Here is a 16,500-nt window from a genome sequence, read left to right as displayed (position 1 = left end):
GCCGGGTCAGGCCGTCCTGCGGGCCGGGGCCCTGCGGGGCCTGCTGCGCCTGGGGCTGCTGCTGGGGCGCCTGCGGCTGCTGCGGTGCCTGCGGCGGCTGGCGGTCGGCCGGGGTCATCGGCCGCGTCAGGTTCGGATCCTGTGGGCCGTTCTGCGGGCCGTTCGGGGGGCCGGGGTTCTGCGGGGCGTTCGGGTTCGTGTCCATCGGCGTTAGATTGTTCCTCATCCCTGGGTGGCGACGGTGAAGTCCCTGCGGTTGGCGAGCACGGGCAGCGCGGCCCGCACCTCGTCGACGCGCGCGAGCGGCAGGTCGACGACGATCTGTTCCGGCCCGTCGCCGGCGGAGGCGAGCACGGCACCGTCGGGCCCGACGGCGAGCGAGCCGCCCACCCCGCGGGGCGCGGTGCCGGGCTCCGGGTCGGACGGTCGCGCCTGGTCGACGGCGACGACGTAGGTGGTGGAGTCGAGCGCCCGCGCGCGGGCGAGCGTGGTGAAGGCGTCGAGCTTGCCGGGGCCGTCGCCCCACGACGCGGGCGTGACGATCACGCGGGCGCCGGCGTCGGCGAGCCCCTGGTAGAGGGCGGGGAAGCGCAGGTCGTAGCAGGTGCTCAGCCCCACGGTGACCCCGCCGACGTCGATCAGCACCGCGTGCTCGCCGGGCTCGACGGTGCGCGATTCGGCGAAGCCGAAGGCGTCGAAGAGGTGGATCTTGTCGTACGCGGTGCGGGTGCCGTCGGGGGCGGCGGAGAGCAGCGTGTTGCGGACGCGACCGTCGGCTGCGGGGGTGAACATGCCCGCGACGACGTGCACGCCGGTGGCCCGCGTGGCTTCGGCGATGCGCGTGGCCCACGGCCCGTCGAGCGGCTCGGCGACCGGCGTGAGCGACACCCCGAACCGGCACATCGTGGCCTCGGGGAAGACCGCCAGGGCCGCGCCGGCGTCGGCCGCGCGCCGCAGATCGTCCTCGACCAGCGCGGCGTTGGCCGCCGGGTCGGTCGTGGCCTCGATCTGCGCCAGCGCGACGGTCAGCGATGTCATGCGCACCACACTACTGACTCGCGCTCGATAGGTGACCGCGCCTCACGATGTCGACTCCTGCCTCACGATGTCGACTCCTGCGCACTCGGACGTGCGTGAGACCACCTCCGATGCCGCAGACCTCGACATCCTGAGCCGCCTACGGCGCGACGAAGGACCAGTCGACCGTGAGCAGGTTGTCGCGGACCGGGCGACGGGGCGGGCGGGCGGCGCCGCCGGTGCGCTCGGCCAGCGCGATCCCCGCCGCGCGCCAGCGGATCCGGTTGCCGTAGGGCGCGTAACCGGCGGCCTCGTCCCAGCAGCGATCCGCCAGCGTGAGCAGGGTGTGGATCTTCTCGCCCGGCACGTTGTGGTGGATCAGCGCCTTCGGCAGCCGCTCGGCCAGGTCCGACGGGTGGCCGGTGTATCCGGGGTGCCAGGCCAGCGTGAGCGAGCGCGGGCCGGAGGCGTCGAGGGTGAGCCAGCAGCACCGTCGGCCCAGCTCGTCGCAGGTGCCCTCCACGAAGACGCCGCCCGGCGCGAGGCGGGAGGTGACCATCGCCCAAGCGTCGGCCACCTCGGACTCGTCGTACTGCCGCAACACGTTGAAGGCGCGCACCAGGTTCGGGCGCAGCCCCGCGAGCTCGAAGCCGCCGCGCGCGAACTGCACGCCGTCGCGGCCGGGCACCACGCGGTCGGGGTCGATCTCGAGGCCGGTCACGCGCACCGTCGGCGACACGCGCCGCAGCCAGGCGGCCCACTCAAGGGTGGTGTTCGGGCGGGCGCCGTAGCCCACGTCGACCGCCAGCGGCGACGGCCCGCCCAGCGCGGCGGTCGCCGCGGGGGAGTGCACCGACCAGCGGTCGCTGCGGCGCAGCCGATTGAGTCCGGTCGTGCCGCGCGTGATCCGACCCTCGGGGGAGGGCACGAGGTCAGTTGTTCTTGTCGACCCAGTACTTGAGGTACTCGGCTTCGGCGCGGAACAGGTCCACGAGGTTGATGAGGATGAGCTGCTCGAGCTTGGTGCCCACGAACGGCACGAAGACCTTCACCACGGTGGTGTAGCGCATGGTGCAGCCGGTCTCGGTGTTGAACAGCGAGGCCTCACCCTTGAGCGAGCCGGGGCCCGCGGGGATCGACGCCTTGTAGTCGCCGATCGAGCTCTCGCCGTCCCACGCGCCGTAGAACTCCTCGCGCGTGATGATCATGTCCTTCTTCACGACGCCCTGCGCGATCGGCGGCAGGTACTCGTGCGGCAGGTTCTGCTTCTGGACGACCGTGATGCCCTCGTCGTCGACGTCGAACTCGGAGAGCTCCGACAGCGGGGTCAGGTTCCGGAAGTCGGTCATCTTCTCGGTCCAGTACTCCTTGGTGGAGTACGCGTTGTAGAAGACGTCGGCGGGGAACGGGAAGCGCGCCGAGTAGCTGAGACGTCGTGCCATGTGGGGGAACCTTACCGGTCAGGGATGCTCCGCGATCCACTGCAGGGTGAACTCCCGCTCGCTCTCCATGAGCTCCTGCAGGTTCTCGACGACCAGCGACTCGACCTTCTTCGCGACGAACGGGATCGACACGCTGGCCTCGCCGTCGGCGGTGATGCGCGCGCCCTCGGGGCCCGCCTCCAGGACGGCGGTGCCCGACAGCTGCGCGGGAACGCCCTGGATGTCGGCGGAGAAGCGGCCCTCGCAGCGGGTGCCGTCGAACGGGCCCCACTCCTCGACGCGGTGGATCTCCAGGCCGCCGGGGCGGACCGCGGTGACGACGGGCGGCAGCTTGTCCTCGCCGATCACGTGCACCACGAGCACGCGCACGGAGCGCGCGGCGCCCTCGCCGGTGATGGACAGCTCCGCGACGCGGGCGCCCTCGCCGCCGACCTCGGCCACACGGGCGGGCCAGTACGCATCGTCGGTGAACGCGGCGTGCAGCGCGGCCGGACTGGTGGCGTAGTCGAGCGAGCGCTCGAGACGGGTGGTCATAGCCGGACACGTTACCGTTGCGGGGTGCCTGAACTGCTATCGGAGTTGACCACGCTGCGCCTGGGCGGCCCCGCCCGCGCCTACCTGCGTTGCGATTCTGCCGCGGCGGTCGCCGAGGCGGTCGCGCGCTGCGACGCCGCGGGCGAGCCGGTGCTGCTGGTCGGCGGCGGCTCCAACCTGGTGGTCTCCGACGCGGGCTTCGACGGGACCGTCGTGCACCTGGCGCACGACGCGATCGCGATCGACGGGACCGTGCTCACCGCCGACGCCGGCGCCGTCTGGGACGACGTCGTCGCCGCGTCCGTCGACGCCGGGCTCGGCGGCCTCGAATGCCTGTCCGGCATTCCGGGGTCCGCGGGCGCGACGCCGGTGCAGAACGTCGGCGCGTACGGCGTCGAGGTGTCCGCGTGGCTCGATGCCGTCGAGCTCTTCCACCGCGCCACCGGCGAGACCGCGTGGGTCGCGCCCGAGACGCTGGGCCTCGCCTACCGCACGTCGCGGCTCAAGCAGCACGACGCGACCTCGGGCCCGGCGGACGTCGTGCTCCGGGTGCGGTTCGCCCTGTCCGACGGTGCGTCGGCCCCCGTCCGGTATGGCGAGCTCGCGCGGGCCCTGGGCGCCGAGCCCGGTGCCACCGTCGACCCGGCACTCGCGCGCGAGCACGTGCTGGCGCTGCGCCGCGGCAAGGGCATGGTGCTCGACCCGGCCGACCACGACACCTGGAGCGTCGGCTCCTTCTTCACCAACCCCGTCGTGCCGGCCGCGACCGCCGCCGCGACGGTGCGGCGCATCGAGGAGGCGACGGGAGAGAGCACGCCGCAGTACCCCGCGCCCGACGGCGTGAAGCTCTCCGCGGGCTGGCTGATCGAGCGGGCCGGCTTCGGCAAGGGCTACGACGGTGGCCGCACGGGAGTCTCGCTGTCGACGAAGCACACCCTCGCGCTGACCAACCGCGGCACCGGCACGACGGCGGAACTGCTCGCCCTCGCGGGCGAGGTCCGGGATGGGGTGTTCGCCCGGTTCGGCGTCGAGCTGCGGCCCGAGCCCGTGCTCGTGGGTGCGGAGCTTCCCCCGCTGCGCCAGTAGAATTCATACGGTGTTCGACATGTTTCGCGCGCCCGTGCGTCGGCGTGCCTTCCTCGGCGGTGCCGCGGCGACGGTGGCCGTCGCCGCGACCGCCTGCACCCGCGACGGCGGCATCGGTGAGACCAGGGCCGATGCTCCCACCTTCGAGTACGCCCCCGGGGCCGGGAAGAAGATCGGCCCCCGCGACACCGTCTCCGTGCGGGTCCGCGGCGGCACCTTCCGTCCGGGCGTCGCGCTGACCAACACCCAATCGGGCAAAAAGGTCGAACTGACCGCGTCGCCCGACGGTGTGACCTATTCGACGAGCGAGCCCCTCGGCTTCGGCGCCACCTACCGCTGGTCCGGCGCCGCGGACGGTGAGGGCGGCACCTGGTCGAGCCTCGACGGCGAGGTCTCCGTCGTCTCGCCCGACGCGACGATGTCCGTTCAGGTCAACATCGCCGACGGTGCCGAGGTCGGCATCGCCGCGCCGCTCATCCTCAAGTTCGCGGGCACCGTCGAGAACAAGGCGGCCGTCGAGAAGGCCCTCGAGGTCACCACGACCCCGCACACCGAGGGCGCCTGGGCCTGGCTGCCCGAGGACAACGGCTCCCGCGCCCACTGGCGCCCGCGCGCGTACTTCGCGCCCGGCACCAAGGTGGCGATGAACGCCAAGCTCTACGGCCTCGACCACGGCGGCGGCCAGTACGGCGCCAGCGACGTGACCAGCGACTTCGTCGTCGGGCGGTCGCAGATCGTCAAGGCCTCGGCGCCGTCGCACCGGATCCGGGTGATGCGGGGCGACCAGGTGCACCTCGACCTGCCCTGCTCGTACGGCGAGGGCGACCTGCCGCGCAACGTCACCCGCTCGGGCATCCACGTGGTGAGCGAGAAGCACGAGGACTTCGCCATGTCCAACCCCGCCGCCGGGTACTTCAACGTGCGCGAGCGCTGGGCGGTGCGGATCTCCAACAACGGCGAGTTCATCCACGCCAACCCGAACACCGTCGGGAACCAGGGCGCCTCGAACGTCACCAACGGCTGCATCAACCTCTCGCTCGAGGACGCGCAGCGCTACTTCGAGAGCGCGCTGTTCGGCGATCCGGTCGAGGTCACGGGCACGTCGATCGAGCTCTCGGAGGCGGACGGGGACATCTACGACTGGACCCTAGACTGGCCGACGTGGCAATCGATGTCGGCGCTGTCGAAGAACTAGTGATCCCCGGCGCGCGGAGGATGTCCGCGCGGGTGGCGTGCACCGTGCTCGCCCCCACCGTGCTGGAGTATCAGGCCACCGTCGCGCGGGTGCCGGGCCTGCAGGTGCAGGAGTCGCTCGCCGTCACGCTCGACGGTGCGCCCCTGCCGGTCCACGAGGTCGTCGGGCCGCACGGCGGTCGCATCCACCGCGTCGACGCCGGGCCCGGGATCGTGCTGTTGGAGTACCACGCGCAGGTCGCGGGCTTCGCGGCGCCGGAGCCCGGCGATGCGTACCTGCGGTCGCTGTACCTGCGGCCCTCGCGCTACTGCGAGGTGGACCGGTTCTACGGCTACGCCGCGAAGCAGTTCGCGGGCGTGGTCGGAGATGCACAACGTGCTGTGGCGGTGCGGGAGTTCGTGGCGAGCCGGCTCGACTACCTGCCCGGCGCCAGCCGCTCCGTCGACGGTGCCTCCGATACCCTGCTCGCGTCCGCCGGCGTCTGCCGCGACTACGCCCACCTGACGATCGCGCTGCTCCGCGCCCTGAAGCTGCCCGCCCGGATGAGCGCGGTCTTCGCGCCGGGCTGCGACCCGATGGACTTCCACGCCGTGGCCGAGGTGATGGTCGACGGCCGCTGGTGGGTGCTCGACGGGACCGGGCTCGCCCCGCGCGGCGCGATGGTGCGCATCGCCACCGGCCGCGACGCCGCCGACATCGCCTTCCTCGACAACCACGGCGGCTCCATCCGCTTCGACCGCCTGACGGTGACCGCCGAGTCCGCCGCGCCCCTGCCCTACGACGACCCCCATGCGCTGATCCCCATCGCCTGAGCCGCACCTACCCGCTGCTCGACGGGTCGGTGTTGCTGCGCGAGAGCCATGCGCGCCACGCATGCCTGATGAATTCGCAGTTCACGCGGTGTTTCTGAATCAGAGGGCATGCGTCCCACGCATGGCCTGCCGCGGAGACGCACCCGCCTCCGGAGGAGCTTCGACGAGACTCAGCCGCGACGCAGCGCGAGCAGCTCCTCGAAGACCGCGCGCGCGTCGGCGGGCCCGTCGACGCGGAAGCGGGCGGCGGTGGCACCGTCGCCCACCTTCACGGAGACGTCCTCGGCCTCGGTGAGCACCGCGAAGGCCTTCTCGTCGGTGACGTCGTCGCCGAGGTACAGCACAGCGGCGGCGCCGGTGCGCTCGCGGAGCGTCTGCAGCGCGCGGCCCTTGGACGCGTCGAGCACCGTCAGCTCCAGGACGGCCTTGCCGTCGGTGGCGTGCACGCCGGGCAGGGCGGCGGGGCCCCGTCGGGCCTCCTCCAACGCGACCGGCCCCGCGGACTGATTGACGACGTTGCGCACGTGCAGCGCCGCGCCCAGCGGCTTGGGCTCGACGGCCGCGCCGGGGAAACGCTCGGCGATCGCGGTGAGGCCGGACAGCACCGTCGCCCGCAGCTCCACCAGGTCGGCGGTCAGCGCCCCCTCGAAGCCCTCGTCCCACTCGGCCCCGTGGCTGCCCACGGTCACGAGCGACGGGGACGCGCCGGACAGCCGCCCCAGCGTTGCGCGGTCGCGGCCGGAGACGAGCGCCACCGTCACCCCCGGGAGCACGGCTAGGCCCTCCAGCGCGGCGACGGTCCCCGGCAGCGGGAACGCCGCGGCGGGGTCGGCGACGATCGGCGCGACGACCCCGTCGTAGTCCGTGGCCACGAGCACCGCCGGCAGCCCGGCGAACCGCGTCAGCGCCTGCGACAGCTCGGCGGGCAGGCTCACGCGGGCGTCTCGTCGACGGTGCCGGCGAGGGTCTGCAGGAAGGAGCGGGCCCAGCGGTCGACGTCGTACTGCAGGACCTGGCGGCGCATGGTGCGCATGCGGCGCTTGCCGTCCTCGGATTCCTGGTGCACGGCCTCGTCGATGGCGTTCTTGACGCCCTCGAGGTCGTGCGGGTTGCACTGGTAGGCCTGGCGGAGCTCGGCGGCGGCGCCGGTGAACTCGCTGAGCACCAGTGCGCCCGTGGAGTCGTTGCGGCAGGCGATGTACTCCTTGGCCACCAGGTTCATGCCGTCGCGCAGCGGGGTCACGAGCATGACGTCGGCGGCGGCGAAGAAGGCGAGCAGCTCGCGGCGCGGCACGGGGCGGTGGACGTAGTGGATCACCGGCCGGCCAATGCGGCCGAAGTCGCCGTTGATGCGGCCGACCTGCCGCTCGATGTCGTCGCGCATCACCTTGTAGGACTCGACGCGCTCGCGCGACGGGGTCGCCAGCTGCACGAAGACGTGCCGCTCCGGATCGAGGCGGCCCTCCTGGTACAGCTCGCCGATCGCGCGCAGCCGCACGTCGATGCCCTTGGTGTAGTCCAGCCGGTCGACGCCGAGCAGGATCTTCTCGGGGTTGCCGAGTTCCTTGCGCAGGGCCCGCGCCCGCTGCTTCGTCTCGGGCAGCTTCGCCGTCGCGGAGAGGTCGGCGGAGTCGATGGAGATGGGGAAGGCGCCCACCCGCACGGACCGGAAGCCGACGGTGACCACCCCGAACTTCGAGCGCACGCCGATCGAGTTCTTGCTCGTCGCGTAGCCCGCGAGCTTGCTGGCGAGGTAGAGGAAGTTCTGCGCGCCGCCGGGCAGGTGGAAGCCGACGAGGTCGGCGCCGAGGATGCCCTCGATGATCTCGCGCCGCCACGGCATCTGCATGAACAGCTCGACGGGCGGGAAGGGGATGTGCAGGAAGAAGCCGATCTTCACGTCGGGCCGCAGCATCCGCAGCATCTTGGGCACCAGCTGCAGCTGGTAGTCCTGCACCCAGACGGTGGCGCCCTCGGCCGCGACCTTGGCGGTCTCCTCCGCGAAGCGCCGGTTGACCTCGACGTAGGTGTTCCACCATTCGCGGTGGTACTCGGGCTTGACGATGACGTCGTGGTACAGCGGCCACAGGCTGCCGTTGGAGAAGCCCTCGTAGTGCTCCTCGACCTCCTGGGCGCTGAGCTTGACCGGCACGAGGAGCATGTCCTCGCCCTCGATCGGCTCGCCGCCGACGTCCGGGGCGCCGGGCCAGCCGACCCACGCGCCGTTGCGGGCGCTGAGGATCGGCTTGAGGGCGGTCACGAGGCCGCCGGGGGCCTCCTTCCAGGTCAGCGTCCCGTCGGGCGCCTTCTCGACGTCGACCGGAAGCCGGTTCGCCACGACGATGAAATCAGATGATCCGAACGCCGCAGCGGCCATGAGTGGGCTACGCCTCCTTGGGGCCGATGCCCAGCATCGACAGCAGCATGCGGCACTCGTCGGCGTCCTCCGCGTACGCAGCGACGACCCGCTGGGCCTGGTAAGCCGTCTCGTCCGCTACGGGCTCGAGTTCGTCTTCGCTGATGTCCTGCGTGGTCTTCGGGGGCATGAACGCACCTTCGTTCGGGAATTGACGAGCAAGGACAGTTTACCTGCGAAACGTTTCAGTCGCGGACCCGGCGGAACGTGATGCCCCCGATGTGCGGTCGCAGGGTCGGCGGGAGGTGCGGCCGGCGCAGTGTGCGGGCCACCCATTCGCCCAGCGTGACGCCCGCGGCCAGCGCGCAGCCGACGGTGAGCGCGGTCGCCATGTTGGTCAGCGCGGAGGTGGTCTGCCCCTCCATCAGCTCCGACAGTCCGCGGTACACCGCGAGGCCCGGGACCAGCGGCGTGATGCCCGCGACGGCGACGATGAGCGGGGGGACCACGGCCCGTCGGGCGAGGAGACCGCCGGCCAGGCCGACGACGGTGGCGGCCACCGTCGACGAGACGATGGGCCCGAGGCCCAGGTTGAGGACGGACCCCGCGACGCCGGCGCCCGCGCAGCCCGCGAGGAAGGACGCGGTGAGCGCCCGGATCTGCGCGTACCCGGCCAGCGCGAAGGCGGCGGCGGCCACGCCCGACGAGGCGACGAAGATCGGCAGCGGCGCGTAGTCGAAGGGCTGCTGCTGCAGCGGCGGCAGGGTCGCGCCGAGCTGGGCGGTGACGCTCAGGGCCATGCCGACGCCGGCCACGACGCCGCCCGTGAACACGACGACCTCGAAGAACCGGGCCGCGCCCGTCACCGGCGCCCCGGTGATCGCGTCCTGCACCGAGCCGACCAGCGACAGCCCCGCCATGAGCACGATGATCCCGGCGACGATCACTCGGTAGGGCTGCACGTCCCACCCGTACTCGACGGACAGCCGGTAGATCAGCGCGGCCGGCAGCGTCGCGAGGAAGCCGCCGACGACCTGCTGGAAGAAGTACGGGAGCCCCCACTGGCTCAGCCGCACGTTGACCGCGTAGATCAGCGCGGTGCTGACGAAGGCCACCGCCGCGAGCGCGGGGGCGCCGCCGAGGAGCAGCGTCAGCGCGCCGGCCATGAGCGCCCAGCCGAAGGTCGCGACGGCGCGCGGGTACGGGTGCCCGGCGGTCATGATCGATTCGAGGGCGGCGAGCGCCTGGTCGGGGCGGATCCGGCCGCGGCCGATGCGCCGCACCAGGGTGTCGACCTGCGAGAGCCGCGTGTAGTCGAGGGACCGGTGGCTCACCATCCGGATGTAGGTCGACGGGGGCAGGCCGCGCCCGCGCTGCACGGAGACGGTGATCGCGTTGTAGGTGACGCTCACGGTCACGTCGTCGATGCCGTAGGTCGCGGCGACGTACCGCACCTGCGCCTCGGTGTCGACGGCGCCGGTCCCGGAGTCCAGCAGCACCTCGCCGACCTTCATCGCGACCTCGAGGACCTCGCCGACGGTCTCGTTGTCGCGGAGGTCGACGGGCTGCAGCGGCGTCAGGACCGGCATTCCGGCGGTGTCGACGGTCGCGGCGTTCCGGCCGGTCAGGGCCTGGACTGCGTGCGCGAGGCGATCGCGGAACGCGGGCTTCACGGTGGGGCACCTCCTCGGGGGTAACACGTCGGTGTCGTGGCACGGACCTCGTTCGTTACTGTGCCAGATCACGCCGGTTTCCGGCCCCCTCGCGGCGCTGTGATCCGCGTCGGATCCGGCCTCGGATCCGCGCCGCGCCCGCGCCCGTCTCAGCCCAGTGCGGCGAGCACCTCCGCGGCCGCCCGTTCGCCCGATTCGAGGGCGCCCTCGATGTACCCGGCGTGCTCGCCGGCGGTCTCCGTCCCGGCCCAGTGCACGGTCCCCGCGGGCGCGTGGCCGAGGGGGAAGGGCATCCCGCCCGCGGCCGGGTCGGGGAAGGCGAGGTAGCCGCCGCCGACGTACTCGTCGAGGTGCCAGGACTTCTCGTGCCAGCCCGCCGGGGCGCGCACGTCGTCGCCGAGGTGGTGGGCGAGGCGCCCGAGCAGCGCGTCCCGACGGTCCGCCGGGCTCAGGTCGTCGAGCGTGCGGGCGTCGGTGCCGCCGACCAGCAGGCAGAGGTGCCCGGGACCGTCGGCGGTCGGGGGCGAGGTGTCGAAGACGCCCACGCCCGGATCGTCGATCGCGATCAGCTCGGCGTGCCCGCGCCCGCGCCAGAACGGCCGCTCGTAGACGGCGAGCGCCTTGTAGACCGAGCCCATGTACATGCCCCGCTCGGCGCGGGCGCGCTCGGCGGGCAGGGCCGGACGGTGCTCGATCGCCGCGGCGATCGGCGGGGGCGCGGTGACCACGACGCGACGGCAGCGCACGGCGCCCGTGGCGGTGTGCACCGTCGCGCACGCGTCGTCGCGGTGGATCGCGAGCACGGGGCTCTCGGTGCGGACGCGGTCCCCGAGCCGCTCGGCCATGCGGACCGCGATGGTGCCGGCACCGTCGACCACCAGGGAGTCCTGTGCCCCGCCCCGCGTGGTCATGGCGGTCGTCAGGCCCTCCATGGTGCGGACGGTGGCGGCGAAGTCGCGCAGGGTGAGGCGTTCCGGGTCGGCGGTGGAGGCGATCTCGAACAGGACGCGCAGGAGCCGGCGGGCGCGGCCCGGGACGCGGCGCAGCAGGTCGGCAACGAGCACGTCGCGCCCGACGTGCGGCCCGCCGAGGCGGACGAGGCCCTCCCAGGCGGCGAGCGCGGCGCCGGCCAGGAGGAACGTCGGGCTCGTGACGCCGACGGTCCGCGGGCCGTCCACCAGCCTCGGCAGCCGGGGCGTCTCCATCCGAAAGACCTGCGCGCCGTACTCGGCGGCGAGCGCGGTGAACCGATGGTGGCCGGTGCCGATCCACTGCCCGCCCAGGTCCACGTGGCTGCCGAGCGCGGTGGTCTCGGTGAGCACGCGGCCGCCGACGCGGGGCGCGGCCTCGAGGACGAGGACGTCGACGCCGCGGTCGTGGAGGTCGAGCGCGGTGCGCAGGCCGGCGACGCCCGCCCCCACCACGACGACGGTGCGCTCCTCGACGGTGGGCTCGTCGGGTTGCGTCTGGGGGTGCGCCTCGGGCCGGTCCGTCATGGCGTCTCCGTTCCGCGGCGGGCGCCGCAATAAAGTCGGTCGTATGACTGATTGTACGGATGGTTCGACCCCCGTGGGACGTTTCACCTGATCCGGTGCCTAGCTGCGCCCGAACAGCCGGTCCGCGAGGACCGCGGCGTACAGCTCCGCGGCGGCCCGCGGGTCGGAGCGGTCCCGGCCCGTGAGCTGCTCGATCCGGCGGAGCCGGTGGTTGATCGTGTTCCGGTGGTAGTGCAGGCGCTCGGCGGTGGCGACGAGCGAACCGCCGCAGTCGAACCAGGCCCGGACGGTGGCGATGAGGGCGTCGCGGTCGGCCTCCGGCAGCGCGAGCACGGGGCCGAGCACCGCGTCCCGCAGCTCCCGCGCCGCGGCCGGGGAGTGCGCGAGCGCGAGCGGCAGCGCCGACTGTCCGTAGGACTCGGTCGCCGCCTCGCCGGGGATCAGGCTGGCCATCGCGAGCTCCGCCTGCCGCAGCCCGTCGCGCGCGTCGAGCGGCGCGGTGAAGGGCGTGCTGATGCCCACACGTCCGGTCGCCTCGGTGCGCAGCAGCTCCAGGACCTGCGGCAGCACGTGCGGGGTGCTCAGGCTCAGCAGCCCGATGCGGGTCTGCACGTCCGACATCCAGTGCGCGGCGACGAGCCGGTCCCGCAGCCGGCGGTCGATGACGGCGTACGGCTCGCCGCTCGTGGCCGCGGGGTCCGTGCCGGCCTCGGCGCAGACGACGAGGAAGGTCCCGGTCGCGGGGAGCTGCAGCGTCTGCGCCGCGGCGTGCAGGCGGCCGGGCTCGAGCACCCCGTCGAGCAGGGCGCGCAGCTCCACGCGAAGGAGCTCGGTGTGCCGGGTGGTGCGATCGGCGACAGCGCGCCCGTACTCCTCGGCGGCGGCGGTCGAGTAGTCGTCGATGATGCGCCAGACGTCGCCGCCGATGTCGGGCAGCAGTTCGGGGTGGTCGACGCACGCGGCGCGCATGTGGTCCCAGACGAGGCGCCCGGCCAGCCGGTAGGCGTGCAGCAGGGCGGCCAGCGGGAAGCCGTACTCGGCCTTGAGGCGGCCGGTGGCGCGGGCGGCGTGCAGGTCCTCCTCGGGGTCGCCGCCCAGCTGCCGCAGCACCGAGTCGAGGTTCGCGTGCACAGCCTCGCGCAGCTCGTCCGGGGTGATGAGCGTGCTCTCGGCGTAGGCGTGCTCGCCGGTGAGGATCCGCTCGACCAGCTCGTCGGTGAGCGCGTCCACGTCGTCCACCAGCAGCCGGGCGAACTCCGCCGGGGAGGCACCGGACGGTGCTGTGATCGTCGACACCCCTCGATGGTAGCCGCCCGTCCCCGCCCGGTCGTTGTGCGTGAGCACAACACGGCCCGTGTGCAGGCGGAACTCCGGCACGATGCCCGCGACGCCGTGGGCGGTCAGACTCGAAGGGGAACAGTGACCCGGCTCACCCCGGGGCCGTACGGAGACCGGAGAGCCCATGACCACCACCGAATCAGTCCTCGACGCCGCCGTCGCCGACCTGCAGCAGGGCGAGCGCACCTGGGCCGCCACGACCCTCGCGGGGCGCCGCGCCCTGCTCGACGAGGTGCGCGCGGCCACCGCGGCCGTCGCGCAACAGTGGGTCGACGCGGCCGCCGGCATCAAGGGCCTGCCCGCCGACTCCACGCTGCTCGGCGAGGAGTGGCTCTCCGGCCCCTATTCGGTGATCACCGCCTGCGAGGCCCTCGCGACCTCGCTGGCGGCGCTCGAGGAGGGCCGCAGCCCCGTCGACGGCTTCACCATCAGCCCCGCGCCCGGCGGCCGCTCGGCCGTCGAGGTGCTGCCGCACAGCGCCTTCGACCAGCTCCTGCTCAGCGGGTTCAGCGCGCAGGTCTGGACCGTCCCGGGCGTCGACGCCGCGTCGGTCCGCGACCGCGCCGGCCTCGGCTCCCTCGATCCGACGGTGACCCACGGCATCGCCGGGGTGCTCGGCGCGGGCAACATCTTCTCCATCCCGCCGCTCGACACGCTGTACCAGCTCTACGCCGACAACCGCGTGGTGCTGCTCAAGCTCAACCCGGTCACCGACCCGCTGCTGGACACCTACAGCGCCGCCTTCGCGCCGCTCATCGACCACGGCGTCGTCCGCATCGTGACCGGCGGCGCCGACGTGGGCGGGGCCCTGGTCAACCACCCCGGCATCACGACGGTGCACATGACCGGCAGTGCCCGCACCCACGACGCCATCGTCTTCGGCACGGGTTCCGAAGGGGCGCAGCGCAAGGCGGAGAACCGGCCGCTGCTCGACAAGACGATCACCAGCGAGCTGGGCGGCGTCTCGCCGACCATCGTCGTGCCGGGCGAGTGGTCGGCCGCCGACCTGCGGTTCCAGGCCGAGCACCTCGCCACGCAGCGCCTGCACAACAACGGCTACAACTGCGTCGCCTCGCAGGTCGCCGTCATCAGCGCCGACTGGCCGCAGAAGGAGGAGTTCCTCCGCGAGCTGCGCGGGGCCTTCGACCGCGCACCGTCGCGCCGCGACTACTACCCGGGTTCCGCCGATCGCGTGGCCGCCGCCCGGGCCGGGTACGGCGAGCGGGCGCAGGCCGTCGGGCCCGACGGTGCCCGCACCCTCGTCTTCGGCCTGCAGGCCGACCGGACCGAGGAGGCGCTGCACACCGAGTACTTCGCGCCGGTATACGGCGTGCTCGAGCTCCCCGGCGACGCCGCCGGCTTCCTCGCGACGGCCGTCCGCGCCGCCAACGAGGACTTCGAGGGCACGCTCGGCGTGAACATCGTCGCCGACCCCGCGACCATCAAGGCCCTCGGCGCGGCGTTCGATCGGGCGATCGCGGACCTGCGCTACGGCACCATCGCGGTGAACGCCTGGACCGGCGTCGGCTACCTCACCGCCCGCGCGTCGTGGGGCGCCTTCCCCGGGCACACCATCGACGACGTGCAGAGCGGCATCGGCGTCGTCCACAACGCGCTGCTCCTCGACGACGTGGAGCGGACCGTCGTGCGCGGTCCCTTCCGCCCGTCGCCCCGCTCGTTCGCGGGCGGCGAGCTGTCGATGTCGCCGAAGCCGCCGTGGTTCGTCACCAACCGCACCGGCGCGACGACGGGCCGTCGGCTCACCGAGTTCGCTGCGAAGCCCTCGTGGCTGAAGCTGCCCGGCATCTTCGCCTCCGCCCTGCGCGGCTGACGGTCGGTGAAAGATCGACGCCGCATCGCCCGACACGCCGACCTCATGTCCGCGAAACGGCGCAGCGGCGTCGATTTTTCACATCAGCGGTCGAAGAACCGATCGCTGAGCCGGTCGAAGAAGCCGTCGATCTTCTGCTCGCGGGCGGTGCCCTCGACCTTGGAGTTCCAGAGGTACACGAGCCCGAAGACCACGGCGACGAGGCCGAGCACCAGCGCGGTGATCAGGACGACCTGAACGGTGGTGGACATCGTCGCTCCTTTCGCGGAGCCCCCCGTCGGGATTGAACCGACGACCTTCGCTTTACAAGAGCGGTGCTCTACCACTGAGCTAGGGAGGCGCGCGGCCTCGCGGCCGCGGCGCCAGCATATCGTGACCAGCATGACTGACTCCTTCGAGACCATCAGCTGGACGCTCGACGACGACGGCATCGCCACCCTCGTGCTCGACCGCCCGGATCAGCTCAACGCCTTCAGCGTCACGATGGCGCGGGAGCTGACGGAGTTCTTCGAGGTCCATGCCCGGCGCGACGAGGTGCGCGCCGTCGTCGTCACCGGCGCCGGCCGCGCCTTCTGCGCCGGCATGGACCTCACCGGCGAGGGCAACGTCTTCGGGCTCGACGAGTCCGTGCAGCCGACCCCCGAGGAGTTCGCCGCCGCGTACGACCAGGCCCCGTATCAGGACGGCGTGCGCGACACCGGCGGCAAGCTCACGCTGGCGATCTACTCGCTGCCCAAGCCCGTGATCGCCGCGATCAACGGCCCCGCGGTGGGCATCGGCGCGACGATGACCCTCGCCATGGACACCCGACTCGCGTCGACGAAGGCGCGCATCGGCTTCGTCTTCGGCCGGCTCGGCATCGTCATGGAGGCCTGCTCCAGCTGGTTCCTGCCGCGCATCGTCGGCCCCGCGCTGGCGCTGGAGTGGGTCTACTCCGCCGACATCCTCACCGCCGAGCAGGCGCGCGAGGGCCGCCTCGTCCGCAGCCTGCACGAACCCGACGAACTCGTGCCCGCCGCGCAGGAGCTCGCGCGCTCGTGGGTGAAGGGACGCTCCGCCGCCGGCGTCGCGCTCAACAAGCAGCTGATCTACCGCGGCCTCGGCTCCGCGAAGCCGCTCGACGCGCACCTCGCCGACTCGCTGGCGATGTACTACTCGTCGATCGGCGACGGCAAGGAGGGCGTGGCCGCCTTCCTCGAGAAGCGCGCGCCCGAGTTCACGGCCAAGGCCTCGGAGACGCCCCGCATCGTCGCCGACTAGCTGTCGCGAGGACCGGCGCCGGGCCGGGGAGCGCGCCTACCCTGGGCGCATGGCACCTCCCCGCTTCCGGCAGCTGGTCATCGACGCCGCGGACGCACGACGGTCCGCGGAGTTCTACCGCGCCCTCCTCGGTCTCGCGTACCTCCCCGGCGACGAGCCGCGCGACGGCGCGGCGGATCCCACCTTCATCGTGCTGCTCGGCACCGACGGCCGCCGCCTGCTCGGCTTCCAGACGGTGCCGGCGTTCGCCCGGTCGACGTGGCCGTCCATGGACGTGCCGCAGCAGCTGCACCTCGACTTCGCCGCCCGCGACGACGCCGAACTCGCGGAGCACCACCGCCGCGTCCTGGAACTCGGCGGCACGCTCATCGAGGACCGACTCGACGACCCGGAGGATCCGCTGCGCGTCTACGCCGACCTCGACGGGCACCCGTTCTGCATCTTCGTGGCCGAGCAATAA

At 72.9% G+C, this 16,500-nt stretch carries 17 protein-coding genes, 1 tRNA gene and 1 pseudogene; 6 read left to right on the top strand and 13 right to left on the bottom strand.

What is annotated here, in order from left to right; translation table 11 throughout:
• From LB823_RS18295 to LB823_RS18275, 5 genes and pseudogenes are all read right to left on the bottom strand, one after another.
• A pseudogene (locus tag LB823_RS18295) lies at positions 1-205 on the bottom strand (hypothetical protein); the annotation flags it as partial.
• Positions 206-222: 17 nt separating this feature from the next.
• On the bottom strand, positions 223-1,029 hold the full coding sequence (locus tag LB823_RS18290) for a carbon-nitrogen hydrolase family protein (RefSeq protein ID WP_224649800.1): 807 nt from the start codon (positions 1,027-1,029) through the stop codon (positions 223-225).
• 148 nt (positions 1,030-1,177) lie between these two features.
• Positions 1,178-1,945 (bottom strand): class I SAM-dependent methyltransferase, encoded by a 768-nt coding sequence (locus LB823_RS18285; protein ID WP_224649793.1) that lies wholly within the window; start codon positions 1,943-1,945, stop codon positions 1,178-1,180.
• Positions 1,946-1,949: 4 nt separating this feature from the next.
• Positions 1,950-2,459 (bottom strand): DUF2505 domain-containing protein, encoded by a 510-nt coding sequence (locus tag LB823_RS18280; protein WP_224649790.1) that lies wholly within the window; start codon positions 2,457-2,459, stop codon positions 1,950-1,952.
• An 18-nt stretch (positions 2,460-2,477) separates the two neighbouring features.
• The gene (locus LB823_RS18275; protein WP_224649788.1) at positions 2,478-2,993 is read right to left on the bottom strand and encodes a DUF2505 domain-containing protein; all 516 of its coding nucleotides are present in this window, start codon (positions 2,991-2,993) and stop codon (positions 2,478-2,480) included.
• Positions 2,994-3,017: 24 nt separating this feature from the next.
• Between LB823_RS18275 and LB823_RS18270 the strand changes: the two genes are divergently transcribed.
• The 3 genes from LB823_RS18270 to LB823_RS18260 are packed head-to-tail and all read left to right on the top strand — an operon-like array spanning position 3,018 to position 6,086.
• On the top strand, positions 3,018-4,079 hold the full coding sequence (locus tag LB823_RS18270; protein WP_224649786.1) for a UDP-N-acetylmuramate dehydrogenase: 1,062 nt from the start codon (positions 3,018-3,020) through the stop codon (positions 4,077-4,079).
• Between the two features lie 19 nt (positions 4,080-4,098).
• Complete coding sequence (locus LB823_RS18265; protein WP_224649798.1) at positions 4,099-5,274, top strand: Ig-like domain-containing protein; 1,176 nt, start codon at positions 4,099-4,101, stop codon at positions 5,272-5,274.
• Positions 5,241-6,086 (top strand): transglutaminase family protein, encoded by an 846-nt coding sequence (locus tag LB823_RS18260; RefSeq protein ID WP_224649784.1) that lies wholly within the window; start codon positions 5,241-5,243, stop codon positions 6,084-6,086. The genes LB823_RS18265 and LB823_RS18260 overlap by 34 nt, the downstream gene beginning before the upstream one ends.
• A gap of 170 nt (positions 6,087-6,256) precedes the next feature.
• Here LB823_RS18260 and otsB read toward each other — a convergent pair whose 3' ends face one another.
• The 6 genes from otsB to LB823_RS18230 all read right to left on the bottom strand — a co-directional run bounded on the left by otsB (position 6,257) and on the right by LB823_RS18230 (position 12,907).
• Positions 6,257-7,021, bottom strand: a complete 765-nt coding sequence (otsB, locus tag LB823_RS18255) for a trehalose-phosphatase (protein WP_224649782.1) — start codon at positions 7,019-7,021, stop codon at positions 6,257-6,259.
• Positions 7,018-8,463: a trehalose-6-phosphate synthase gene (locus tag LB823_RS18250; RefSeq protein WP_224649780.1), complete on the bottom strand. Its 1,446-nt coding sequence runs from the start codon at positions 8,461-8,463 to the stop codon at positions 7,018-7,020. Before LB823_RS18250 ends, otsB begins: the two co-directional genes overlap by 4 nt.
• Positions 8,464-8,470: 7 nt before the next feature.
• Entirely contained in the window at positions 8,471-8,632 is a 162-nt protein-coding gene (locus LB823_RS18245; protein WP_170181081.1) for a hypothetical protein, read from the bottom strand.
• 55 nt (positions 8,633-8,687) lie between these two features.
• Positions 8,688-10,115 (bottom strand): threonine/serine exporter ThrE family protein, encoded by a 1,428-nt coding sequence (locus tag LB823_RS18240; RefSeq protein WP_224649778.1) that lies wholly within the window; start codon positions 10,113-10,115, stop codon positions 8,688-8,690.
• 149 nt (positions 10,116-10,264) lie between these two features.
• Positions 10,265-11,611 (bottom strand): NAD(P)/FAD-dependent oxidoreductase, encoded by a 1,347-nt coding sequence (locus LB823_RS18235; RefSeq protein ID WP_224649775.1) that lies wholly within the window; start codon positions 11,609-11,611, stop codon positions 10,265-10,267.
• 99 nt (positions 11,612-11,710) lie between these two features.
• Complete coding sequence (locus tag LB823_RS18230; RefSeq protein WP_224649773.1) at positions 11,711-12,907, bottom strand: CdaR family transcriptional regulator; 1,197 nt, start codon at positions 12,905-12,907, stop codon at positions 11,711-11,713.
• A 166-nt stretch (positions 12,908-13,073) separates the two neighbouring features.
• Here LB823_RS18230 and LB823_RS18225 point away from each other — a divergent pair, with 166 nt between their 5' ends.
• Positions 13,074-14,780, top strand: a complete 1,707-nt coding sequence (locus LB823_RS18225; protein WP_224649771.1) for an aldehyde dehydrogenase family protein — start codon at positions 13,074-13,076, stop codon at positions 14,778-14,780.
• A gap of 83 nt (positions 14,781-14,863) precedes the next feature.
• On the opposite strand, the gene LB823_RS18220 is transcribed toward LB823_RS18225, so the two are convergent.
• Positions 14,864-15,031, bottom strand: a complete 168-nt coding sequence (locus LB823_RS18220; protein ID WP_224649769.1) for a hypothetical protein — start codon at positions 15,029-15,031, stop codon at positions 14,864-14,866.
• A 17-nt stretch (positions 15,032-15,048) separates the two neighbouring features.
• Positions 15,049-15,120, bottom strand: a tRNA-Thr gene (locus tag LB823_RS18215).
• 41 nt (positions 15,121-15,161) lie between these two features.
• On the opposite strand from LB823_RS18215, the gene LB823_RS18210 reads away from it, so the two are divergent.
• Complete coding sequence (locus LB823_RS18210; RefSeq protein WP_224649767.1) at positions 15,162-16,040, top strand: crotonase/enoyl-CoA hydratase family protein; 879 nt, start codon at positions 15,162-15,164, stop codon at positions 16,038-16,040.
• 49 nt (positions 16,041-16,089) lie between these two features.
• On the top strand, positions 16,090-16,500 hold the full coding sequence (locus LB823_RS18205) for a VOC family protein (RefSeq protein ID WP_224649765.1): 411 nt from the start codon (positions 16,090-16,092) through the stop codon (positions 16,498-16,500).

It is taken from the genome of Tsukamurella sp. M9C (assembly GCF_020169415.1).
Taxonomy (GTDB): domain Bacteria; phylum Actinomycetota; class Actinomycetes; order Mycobacteriales; family Mycobacteriaceae; genus Tsukamurella.
Note: the sequence above shows the minus strand (reverse complement) of the source record. Positions and strands in the feature narration are given on the sequence as shown.